This is a genomic window from Yersinia similis (assembly GCF_001053095.1).
Lineage (GTDB): Bacteria > Pseudomonadota > Gammaproteobacteria > Enterobacterales > Enterobacteriaceae > Yersinia > Yersinia similis.
Map to the genome: position 1 here is coordinate 18,467 of NZ_CGBP01000043.1, position 9,712 is coordinate 28,178.

Genomic DNA, 9,712 nt, shown 5'->3' on the forward strand with positions numbered 1-9,712 from the left:
CGTAGCAGGGGTTTCAAGCTCTTATGATGTGATAGCACTTTCTCACGCAACAAAGTAGCAACATATACGAACGCTTCTCTCAGGATGAACTAATATAGACATGTAAAAATCAAAATTGTGATTTGACTAACTTTGAATTTAATAAATTTAAAAGTTAATCTGGATCGCATAATAATAATTTAATTACGCATTATATAAACTATTAAATTACATTTTTTTAACATTTAAATGTTATATAAAAACAATAAAACCTTTAGTTAACATGAAAAAGATTTAATTGTTCTAAATCAACTTTTGAACGTGGTAATAATGTTCATATAAGCTTAAATTGTCATGGATCAATTTACGGCATTCTCTGCATGATGTCTATTTGTTGACCTGTATACAGAATTCAACGCTGGGTCACGTAAAATCCTATTTATTGTATGGGATTAGAAGCGTACTATTACCGCGGTGTAATATTGGGTAGTTGATATTGTTATTTTTGTTGTTTTTTTTGAGCATTCACTGCTGGTAGTTATGAGGCTTCCGATGTAGCGGAGGTCCGGTTGCCGCAAGTCGGAATCTTCCTGCGAGGAGCAAGGAGTCAAGATGTTTGATATTGTCGAACTGTCACGGTTACAGTTTGCCTTAACGGCAATGTACCATTTCCTTTTTGTCCCATTAACGCTCGGTCTGGCGTTTCTGTTGGCAATTATGGAATCGGTTTATGTGCTGTCTGGTAAACAAATCTATAAAGATATGACCAAATTCTGGGGTAAGTTATTTGCTATTAACTTTGCTCTGGGGGTTGCCACTGGTTTAACTATGGAATTCCAGTTTGGGACTAACTGGTCATATTTCTCTCATTACGTCGGTGATATCTTCGGAGCCCCTCTGGCTATCGAAGGTTTAATGGCGTTCTTCTTGGAATCTACGTTCGTCGGTCTATTCTTCTTCGGATGGGATCGCCTGACTAAGCATCAGCATTTAGCTGTAACCTGGCTAGTTGCGTTAGGTTCTAACTTCTCTGCATTGTGGATCTTGGTTGCGAATGGTTGGATGCAAAACCCGATTGCATCCGATTTCAACTTTGAAACCATGCGTATGGAAATGCTGAGCTTCTCAGAATTAGTTCTGAACCCGGTTGCTCAGGTGAAATTCGTTCATACCGTCGCAGCAGGTTATGTTACCGGCGCAATGTTTGTCTTGGGTATCAGTTCTTACTATCTGTTGAAAGGGCGTGATATTCCGTTTGCCAAGCGTTCTTTTGCGATTGCTGCAAGTTTTGGTCTGGCCTCCGTATTGTCTGTTATCGTTCTGGGTGATGAGTCCGGCTATGAAATGGGTGACGTACAAAAAACCAAGTTAGCCGCAATTGAAGCTGAATGGGAAACTCAACCGCCTCCAGCAGCCTTTACGCTGTTTGCAATCCCTAACCAGGAAACCATGGAGAACCGGTTCGCCATCCAGATTCCATACGCTTTGGGATTGATCGCGACTCGTTCACTGGATACCCCGGTTATCGGTTTGCGTGACTTGATGTCGCAACATGAAGTGCGTATTCGTAACGGTATCCAGGCGTATAGTTTGTTAGAACAGTTACGCGGTGGTAACACTGACCCTGCTGTACGTGATGCATTCAATAAAACGAAGCAGGATCTTGGTTACGGCATGTTGCTTAAGCGTTATACGGAAAACGTAGCCGATGCGACTGAAGAACAAATTCAGTTAGCTGCTCAAGACTCTATTCCGCGTGTTCTGCCGCTTTATTTCGCCTTCCGCATCATGGTGGCCTGTGGCTTCCTGATGTTGCTGATTATTGGGCTGGCGTTCTATAACGTGGTTCGTGGCCGGATTGGTGAGAAAAAATGGCTTCTGCGTGCCGCACTGTACGGTATTCCGTTGCCGTGGATTGCAGTAGAAGCAGGTTGGTTTGTGGCTGAGTATGGTCGTCAACCTTGGGCCATCGGTGAAGTATTGCCGACAGCAGTAGCCAACTCATCAGTCACTGCCGGGGAAATACTGTTCTCTATGGCGTTGATTTGCGGTTTGTATACGCTGTTCCTGATTGCAGAAATGTACCTGATGTTCAAATTTGCGCGCCTTGGGCCTAGTAGCCTGAAAACTGGCCGTTATCATTTTGAACAGCCGACTGCCCCAGTGCAGGAAGCACGGTAAACAGGAGTCCACTTATGTTTGATTATGAAGTATTACGATTTATCTGGTGGCTGCTGATTGGTGTGCTACTGATTGGTTTCGCAGTCACTGATGGTTTCGATATGGGTGTCGGCATCCTGCTGCGTATCATAGGTAAAAATGATACTGAGCGCCGTATCATGATTAACTCGATTGCCCCTCACTGGGATGGTAATCAGGTTTGGTTGATTACGGCGGGTGGGGCACTGTTTGCGGCCTGGCCAATGGTTTATGCCGCCGCATTTTCCGGCTTCTATATCGCGATGATTCTGGTGTTGGCGGCATTGTTCTTCCGTCCGGTCGGTTTTGACTACCGTTCCAAGCTAGAGAATAGCCGCTGGCGTAACATGTGGGACTGGGGCATCTTTATCGGTAGCTTTGTGCCTGCAGTAGTCTTCGGTGTGGCTTTTGGTAACTTGCTGCAAGGCGTGCCTTTCCACATGAATGAGTACATGCGCCTGTTCTACACCGGTAACTTCTTCCAGTTACTGAACCCGTTTGGCTTATTGGCCGGTATTGTCAGCCTGACCATGTTGGTGACGCAAGGCGCGACTTACCTACAAATGCGTACGCGTGGTGAGCTGCACCTTCGTTCCCGTAACGCAGCTCAGATCTCGGCTTTGGTGATGAGTGTTGCCTTCCTGCTCGCAGGTATCTGGTTAGTTAAAGGTATTGATGGCTTCGTTATCACTTCAGTATTGGATACGGCAGCTGAATCTAACCCAATGCGCAAGGAAGTTGCTCATCAGGCCGGTGCATGGTTGATTAACTTCAACAAGTATCCAACCCTGTGGGCTTTACCAGCACTTGGCGTGATTTTCCCACTGTTCACCATTTTGTTGTCGCGCTTTGAAAAAGGGGCATGGGCCTTCTTGTTCTCATCACTGACGATTGTTTGTGTGATCTTGACCGCTGGCGTAACCATGTTCCCGTTCGTTATGCCATCAAGCACTATGCCGAATGTCAGCCTGACCATGTGGGATGCGACATCTAGCCTGTTAACGCTGAAAGTGATGACGATTGTTGCGATAATTTTTGTGCCTATCATCCTGCTTTACACCAGTTGGTGTTACTACAAGATGTTCGGGCGTATTGATAAAGAATTTATCGAAAACAACAAGCATTCACTGTACTAAGGAGCATAAAGCATGTGGTATTTTGCCTGGATTCTAGGGACACTTCTGGCCTGCTCCTTTGGTATCATCACTGCTCTGGCATTGGAGCAGAGTGAAGCCAACGCAGCAGCTAAAGCCGCTAACAATGGCAACGACGATGTTGTCTGATAAGTTGTACGAATTAATGGATAAGGGCCCGCTGAGGGCCCTTTCACTGGTGCTCGCGTTTGCGCTGGCTTTCTGCGTGTTTTGGGACCCATCGCGTTTTGCGGCGGCAACCAGCTCACTGGAAGTATGGCAGGAGGCCTTTATCGTGTGGGCGGTGTGCACTGGTGTGATCCATGGCGTCGGTTTTCGCCCTAAACAGGTGTGGTTGCGCGCTTTTTTTGCACCACTTCCTGCAATTGTGATCTTGGCTACAGGATTATTCTACTTTTTCGCCTAATCTTCCTTGAACACAATCCTACCTATGGGCCATCCGGCCCATAATTATTTTCGTTCTATTCTCGCAAGTGATTCCAAAGCTCAACGCTCTTCAGTATAGTGTGTTCGTTAATTGCATTACTGGGAAGTAGAGTGAGTAATACGTTATTTCGATGGCCGGTACGAGTCTACTTTGAAGATACCGATGCTGGTGGCATGGTTTACCATGCACGTTACGTTGCCTTTTATGAAAGGGCGCGAACTGAAATGTTGCGCCAACGAAATTTTCATCAGCAACAATTGCTCAGTGAGCATGTTGCTTTTGCTGTCCGCAGCATGGCGGTAGAATACCTGGCCCCCGCACGTCTTGACGATATGCTGGAGGTTCAGAGTGAAATTACCGCGATGCGTGGTGCCTCTCTCACGTTTGCTCAACGAATTCTCGACTCACATGGCAATCTTCTGAGTAGTGCAGAAGTATTGATTGCATGTATCGATCCACATCAAATGAAGCCAAGAGCGCTTCCTAAGTCTATTGTCGCGGAGTTTAAGTAGTGGCTGACATGAACATTCTGGATTTATTCCTGCAGGCAAGCCTATTCGTTAAGCTTATCATGCTGGTTCTGATGGGCTTTTCTATTGCGTCATGGGCTATCATCATTCAACGAACGCGAATTCTGAATGCGGCTACCCGCGATGCTGAAGCCTTCGAAGATAAGTTTTGGTCCGGCATTGAGCTTTCTCGCTTGTATCAGGAAAGTCAGGCTCGCCGCGATACACTTAGCGGCTCAGAGCAGATCTTCCATTCTGGTTTCAAAGAGTTTGCTCGTTTACATCGTGCAAACAGTCATGCACCAGAGGCGGTGATTGACGGCGCTTCCCGTGCGATGCGCATTTCAATGAACCGCGAGTTAGAAGCGTTGGAAACACATATTCCGTTCCTCGGTACTGTCGGTTCAATCAGCCCGTATATCGGTCTGTTTGGTACCGTATGGGGGATTATGCATGCCTTTATTTCTCTGGGCGCCGTCAAGCAGGCGACATTACAGATGGTAGCACCAGGCATTGCAGAAGCATTGATTGCCACAGCGATCGGCCTGTTTGCTGCTATTCCTGCTGTTATGGCCTATAACCGCCTGAATCAGCATATGAATAAGCTTGAACAAAACTATGACAACTTCATGGAAGAGTTCATTGCTATTCTGCATCGCCAGGCTTTCGCCAGCGCCGAAAGCAAATAAGTAGGGGGTTATATGGCGCGAGTACGTGGTCGTAAGCGTCGCGAGCTTAAGTCTGAAATTAATATTGTTCCCTTACTCGACGTTTTGCTGGTGCTGTTGCTGATATTCATGGCAACCGCACCCATTATCACGCAAAGTGTCGAGGTAAACTTACCCGATGCGACGGATTCAAAAACGGTATCCAGTGATGATAATCCGCCTGTAATTGTTGAGGTTTCCGGTGTTGGGCAATATACGGTGGTGGTTGATCACCAACGGATGGAGCTGTTGCCTTCAGAGCAAGTGGTGGCAGAAGCTCAAGCACGATTAAAAACGAATCCGAAAACCGTGTTCCTGATAGGTGGCGCGAAAGAAGTTCCTTATGATGAAATTATTAAGGCGCTGAATATGCTGCATCAGGCGGGTGTTACATCGGTGGGTTTAATGACCCAACCGATATAAATTTGCGTTGATATTGGTTGGGCTAATCCTTAACTCAACCCGTAGATACCCTGTTTTTAGCAGTTCCGTTTTTTAGCAATAGAGCGCGGACATCGAGTGTGGAAATCGAGCGTGGGTAAGGCAACCGAGCAAAATGATAAGCTGAATCGCGCCGTTATTGTTTCGGTGGTTCTGCACATCATATTGATTGCCCTGTTGATTTGGGGCTCTCTGACGCAGACGACTGAAATGGGCGGTGGTGGTGCTGGCGGCGAAGTGATTGACGCTGTAATGGTCGATCCGGGGGCGGTGACGGAGCAATATAATCGTCAACAGCAACAGCAGACGGATGCTAAACGTGCCGAGCAGCAACGTCAGAAAAAAACTGAGCAGCAAGCCGAAGAATTGCAGCAAAAGCAGGCTGCCGAACAACAGCGGCTGAAAGAATTAGAAAAAGAGCGTCTGCAAGCGCAAGAAGATGCGAAGCTAGCTGTTGAAGAGCAGAAAAAGCAGGTTGCTGAACAACAAAAACAAATCGCTGAACAGCAAAAGCAGGCCGCTGAACAACAGAAAATCGCCGCTGCTGCCGTTGCAAAAGCGAAAGAAGAACAGAAGCAGGCTGAAGCGGCTGCGGCTCAGGCAAAAGCTGAAGCAGATAAAATAGTGAAAGCACAGGCTGAAGCACAGAAAAAAGCCGAGGCTGAAGCCAAAAAAGAAGCGGCTGTTGCCGCAGCGGCGAAGAAACAAGCCGATGCCGATGCGAAGAAAGCGGTAGAGGTTGCCGAAAAGGCTGCGGCTGACGCCGCAGAAAAGAAAGCGGCCGCTGATGCTGAAAAGAAAGCCGCTACTGCTAAAAAAGTTGCTGCCGCTGCTGAGGCCAAGAAAAAAGCGGCCGCAGAAGCTGCGACCTCAACGGATGTTGATGATTTGTTCGGTGGTTTGGCAAACGCTAAAAATGCACCGAAAAGTGGTTCTGGTGCAGGTGCCGCTGCCGCCGGTAAAGGTGGCGGTAAGAAAAGCGGGGCATCAGGTGCTGATATCAGCGGCTACCTGGGGCAAATCACCGGAGCGATACAAAGTAAATTTTATGATGCAGATCTTTACAAAGGCCGCACCTGTGATTTGCGAATTAAATTGGCACCAGACGGTCTATTAATTGATGTGAAAGCAGAAGGAGGGGACCCGGCACTGTGCCAGGCTGCCATCGCTGCGGCAAAACAAGCGAAAATTCCTAAGCCTCCAAGTACGGATGTCTATGAACAATTTAAGAATGCTCCGCTTGTGTTTAAGCCTCAATAAGGTTTGATTAACAGGGTATAACGTTGTTAATTAACGATGGATTATGTAGTTTTGTTTGCAGTGGTTTGTTAAAATTCTGCTAATTATCGCGGGCATCCCGCTCGGGTAAGGGAGATAAAATGAAGCAGGCATTTCGAGTAGCGCTAGGCTTTTTAGTTTTATGGGCTTCGGTATTACATGCAGAAGTTCGGATTGAGATTACCCAAGGGGTAGACTCAGCGCGTCCGATTGGAGTTGTTCCGTTCAAATGGATGGGGCCGGGCACACCACCTGAAGAAATTGGCGCCATCGTAGGTGCAGATTTACGTAATAGCGGAAAATTTAACCCAATTGATGCCGCTCGTATGCCACAACAGCCTTCCACCGCCGCTGAAGTCACCCCTGCTGCTTGGACTGCTTTGGGGATTGATGCTGTTGTTGTTGGTCAGGTTCAACCAAGCGCTGACGGTAGCTATGTGGTCTCTTACCAGCTAGTGGATACTTCTGGCTCTGCTGGCAGTATTTTGGCGCAGAATCAGTATAAAGTGACTAAACAATGGTTACGTTATTCAGCGCATACTGTCAGTGATGAAGTATTTGAAAAACTCACCGGGATTAAAGGCGCTTTCCGTACTCGCATTGCTTATGTTGTGAAAACTAACGGTGGTAAATTCCCACATGAATTACGGGTTTCTGATTACGATGGCTACAACCAGTTTGTCGTCCACCGCTCTCCTGAACCTCTGATGTCACCCGCTTGGTCTCCAGATGGTAGCAAAATTGCTTATGTGACTTTTGAAAGCGGCAAATCAGCGTTGGTTATTCAGACGCTGGCAAATGGTGCGATTAGGCAAGTGGCCTCTTTCCCACGTCATAACGGTGCACCCGCTTTCTCACCTGATGGCTCTAAGTTGGCCTTCGCGTTGTCTAAAAGCGGTAGCCTGAACTTGTATGTTATGGACTTGGCTTCAGGTCAAATCAGCCAAGTGACGGATGGCCGTAGTAATAATACTGAACCAAGCTGGTTCCCGGATAGCCAGAGTCTGGCTTATACATCGGATCAGGGTGGTCGCCCACAAGTTTATAAAGTGAATATTAATGGCGGTGTGCCACAGCGAATCACGTGGGAAGGTTCTCAGAACCAGAACGCAGACGTGAGCCCTGATGGTAAGTTCCTGGTATTGGTTAGTTCCAATGGTGGGGCACAACACATCGCCAAACAGGATCTGGAAACGGGAGCCGTTCAAGTATTAACGGACACGTTACTGGATGAAACGCCTAGTATCGCGCCTAACGGCACCATGGTTATCTATAGCTCGACACAAGGGCTGGGTTCCGTGTTACAGCTGGTCTCGACTGATGGGCGTTTCAAAGCGCGTCTTCCGGCAACTGATGGACAGGTCAAATTTCCTGCCTGGTCGCCGTATCTGTGATGCATGTGTAAATACGTATGTATGGCAAACTATAAAAAAGGATCAAAGAGATGCAACTGAACAAAGTGCTAAAAGGGCTAATGTTGGCTTTGCCTGTTCTGGCTGTGGCGGCTTGTAGTTCCAACAAAAGCGCAAATAATGACCAATCTGGCATGGGCGCTGGCACTGGTACAGAGAACGGCAGCAACCTGTCTTCTGAAGAGCAAGCACGTCTTCAGATGCAAGAACTGCAAAAGAACAACATCGTTTACTTCGGTTTCGATAAATACGATATCGGTTCTGACTTCGCTCAAATGCTGGATGCACATGCTGCATTCTTGCGTAGCAACCCATCTTACAAAGTTGTTGTTGAAGGCCACGCGGATGAACGCGGTACGCCAGAATACAACATCGCTTTGGGCGAGCGTCGTGCTAGCGCAGTGAAAATGTATCTGCAAGGCAAAGGCGTTTCTGCTGACCAGATCTCTATCGTTTCTTACGGTAAAGAGAAACCAGCAGTACTGGGCCATGACGAAGCAGCCTTTGCTAAAAACCGTCGTGCAGTTCTGGTTTACTAAGAGAATCGCATGAACAGTAACTTCAGACGTCACTTAGTGGGTCTGTCGTTACTGGTTGGCGTAGCGGTCCCATGGGCCGCTACTGCCCAAGCGCCAATCAGTAATGTCGGCTCAGGCTCGGTAGAAGATCGAGTCACTCAACTTGAGCGTATTTCCAACGCTCACAGCCAGCTATTAACTCAACTTCAGCAACAACTGTCAGATTCACAACGCGATGTTGATAGTTTACGCGGTCAGATCCAAGAAAGTCAGTACCAGCTCAATCAAGTTGTTGAGCGGCAGAAACAGATCTACCAACAGATGGATAGTCTGAGCGGTGGCCAAGGGGCGCAGAATTTAGCTTCTGCGGCAAGTGGTGCAACGGCAGACAATACAGCGGCTGGAAGTTCCGGTAATGCTGACGCAGGCGCAGTAGCTTCTACAGCGGCACCAACAGCAAGTACTGGTGATGAAAACAGCGATTACAATGCGGCTGTTTCTCTGGCTCTTGAGAAAAAGCAATATGATCAAGCGATCACTGCTTTTCAGAGTTTTGTGAAACAGTATCCAAAATCGACTTACCAGCCTAATGCCAACTATTGGTTAGGGCAGTTGTATTACAACAAAGGTAAGAAAGATGATGCTGCATATTATTATGCTGTTGTCGTAAAAAATTATCCAAAATCTCCAAAAAGTTCAGAAGCCATGTTTAAAGTTGGGGTGATCATGCAGGATAAAGGCCAAAGCGATAAAGCGAAGGCGGTTTATCAGCAAGTGATCAAGCAATATCCCAATACTGATGCTGCTAAACAGGCACAGAAACGTTTATCTGCTCTTTAGCTTTTTTGAGCCCAGCATTTAGTCAATTTGACTAATTTCTGGGCTTTATCGTGTGAAGAACAAGCAGTTAAACATTTCAGTGGAAATTTAAGTTGCACTGTGATGATAAATTAGTAATATATGCCGCCGTTGCCAAGACAACTGTAAAACGTTAAGGCAGCAGGAAATTATCTTCAGCAGTACAGGTAATGGGTCGTTAGCTCAGTTGGTAGAGCAGTTGACTTTTAATCAATTGGTCGCAGGTTCGA

General features: G+C 46.9%; 11 protein-coding genes. All 11 read left to right on the forward strand.

The genetic code is table 11. The features are described 5' to 3' along the window. Window positions 1-591 precede the first annotated feature (591 nt). The 11 genes from cydA to cpoB all read left to right on the forward strand — a co-directional run bounded on the left by cydA (window position 592) and on the right by cpoB (window position 9,464). Complete coding sequence (gene cydA, locus AC971_RS20065; RefSeq protein ID WP_025383067.1) at window positions 592-2,160, forward strand: cytochrome ubiquinol oxidase subunit I; 1,569 nt, start codon at window positions 592-594, stop codon at window positions 2,158-2,160. A gap of 14 nt (window positions 2,161-2,174) precedes the next feature. Next, window positions 2,175-3,314 carry a cytochrome d ubiquinol oxidase subunit II gene (gene cydB / locus AC971_RS20070; RefSeq protein ID WP_025383068.1) on the forward strand — a complete coding sequence of 380 codons (1,140 nt, stop codon included), beginning with the start codon at window positions 2,175-2,177 and terminating at the stop codon, window positions 3,312-3,314. Between the two features lie 12 nt (window positions 3,315-3,326). After that, window positions 3,327-3,461, forward strand: coding sequence for a cytochrome bd-I oxidase subunit CydX (gene cydX, locus AC971_RS20075; RefSeq protein WP_025383069.1), 135 nt, complete (start codon window positions 3,327-3,329; stop codon window positions 3,459-3,461). Continuing rightward, window positions 3,451-3,738 carry a cyd operon protein YbgE gene (ybgE, locus tag AC971_RS20080; protein ID WP_025383070.1) on the forward strand — a complete coding sequence of 96 codons (288 nt, stop codon included), beginning with the start codon at window positions 3,451-3,453 and terminating at the stop codon, window positions 3,736-3,738. Before cydX ends, ybgE begins: the two co-directional genes overlap by 11 nt. 131 nt (window positions 3,739-3,869) lie before the next feature. Then, on the forward strand, window positions 3,870-4,271 hold the full coding sequence (gene ybgC, locus AC971_RS20085) for a tol-pal system-associated acyl-CoA thioesterase (RefSeq protein WP_025383071.1): 402 nt from the start codon (window positions 3,870-3,872) through the stop codon (window positions 4,269-4,271). Then, window positions 4,271-4,957 (forward strand): Tol-Pal system protein TolQ, encoded by a 687-nt coding sequence (tolQ, locus tag AC971_RS20090; protein WP_025383072.1) that lies wholly within the window; start codon window positions 4,271-4,273, stop codon window positions 4,955-4,957. Before ybgC ends, tolQ begins: the two co-directional genes overlap by 1 nt. A gap of 12 nt (window positions 4,958-4,969) precedes the next feature. Then, window positions 4,970-5,398, forward strand: coding sequence for a colicin uptake protein TolR (tolR, locus tag AC971_RS20095; protein WP_002210736.1), 429 nt, complete (start codon window positions 4,970-4,972; stop codon window positions 5,396-5,398). 111 nt (window positions 5,399-5,509) lie between these two features. Then, window positions 5,510-6,676, forward strand: a complete 1,167-nt coding sequence (tolA, locus tag AC971_RS20100; protein ID WP_025383073.1) for a cell envelope integrity protein TolA — start codon at window positions 5,510-5,512, stop codon at window positions 6,674-6,676. Between the two features lie 119 nt (window positions 6,677-6,795). Beyond that, on the forward strand, window positions 6,796-8,088 hold the full coding sequence (gene tolB / locus AC971_RS20105; protein WP_025383074.1) for a Tol-Pal system beta propeller repeat protein TolB: 1,293 nt from the start codon (window positions 6,796-6,798) through the stop codon (window positions 8,086-8,088). A 50-nt stretch (window positions 8,089-8,138) separates the two neighbouring features. Then, window positions 8,139-8,645 (forward strand): peptidoglycan-associated lipoprotein Pal, encoded by a 507-nt coding sequence (pal, locus tag AC971_RS20110; protein ID WP_011191946.1) that lies wholly within the window; start codon window positions 8,139-8,141, stop codon window positions 8,643-8,645. Window positions 8,646-8,654: 9 nt separating this feature from the next. Continuing rightward, complete coding sequence (cpoB, locus tag AC971_RS20115) at window positions 8,655-9,464, forward strand: cell division protein CpoB (RefSeq protein ID WP_025383075.1); 810 nt, start codon at window positions 8,655-8,657, stop codon at window positions 9,462-9,464. Window positions 9,465-9,712 lie beyond the last annotated feature (248 nt).

What these genes read in the sequence shown, in the direction of transcription:
- cydA (WP_025383067.1), top strand. Translation starts at nt 592, where the DNA reads ATGTTTGATATTGTCGAACTGTCACGGTTACAGTTTGCCTTAACGGCA.
- pal (WP_011191946.1), top strand. Translation starts at nt 8,139, where the DNA reads ATGCAACTGAACAAAGTGCTAAAAGGGCTAATGTTGGCTTTGCCTGTT.
- cydB (WP_025383068.1), top strand. Translation starts at nt 2,175, where the DNA reads ATGTTTGATTATGAAGTATTACGATTTATCTGGTGGCTGCTGATTGGT.
- cpoB (WP_025383075.1), top strand. Translation starts at nt 8,655, where the DNA reads ATGAACAGTAACTTCAGACGTCACTTAGTGGGTCTGTCGTTACTGGTT.
- cydX (WP_025383069.1), top strand. Translation starts at nt 3,327, where the DNA reads ATGTGGTATTTTGCCTGGATTCTAGGGACACTTCTGGCCTGCTCCTTT.
- tolB (WP_025383074.1), top strand. Translation starts at nt 6,796, where the DNA reads ATGAAGCAGGCATTTCGAGTAGCGCTAGGCTTTTTAGTTTTATGGGCT.
- ybgE (WP_025383070.1), top strand. Translation starts at nt 3,451, where the DNA reads ATGTTGTCTGATAAGTTGTACGAATTAATGGATAAGGGCCCGCTGAGG.
- tolR (WP_002210736.1), top strand. Translation starts at nt 4,970, where the DNA reads ATGGCGCGAGTACGTGGTCGTAAGCGTCGCGAGCTTAAGTCTGAAATT.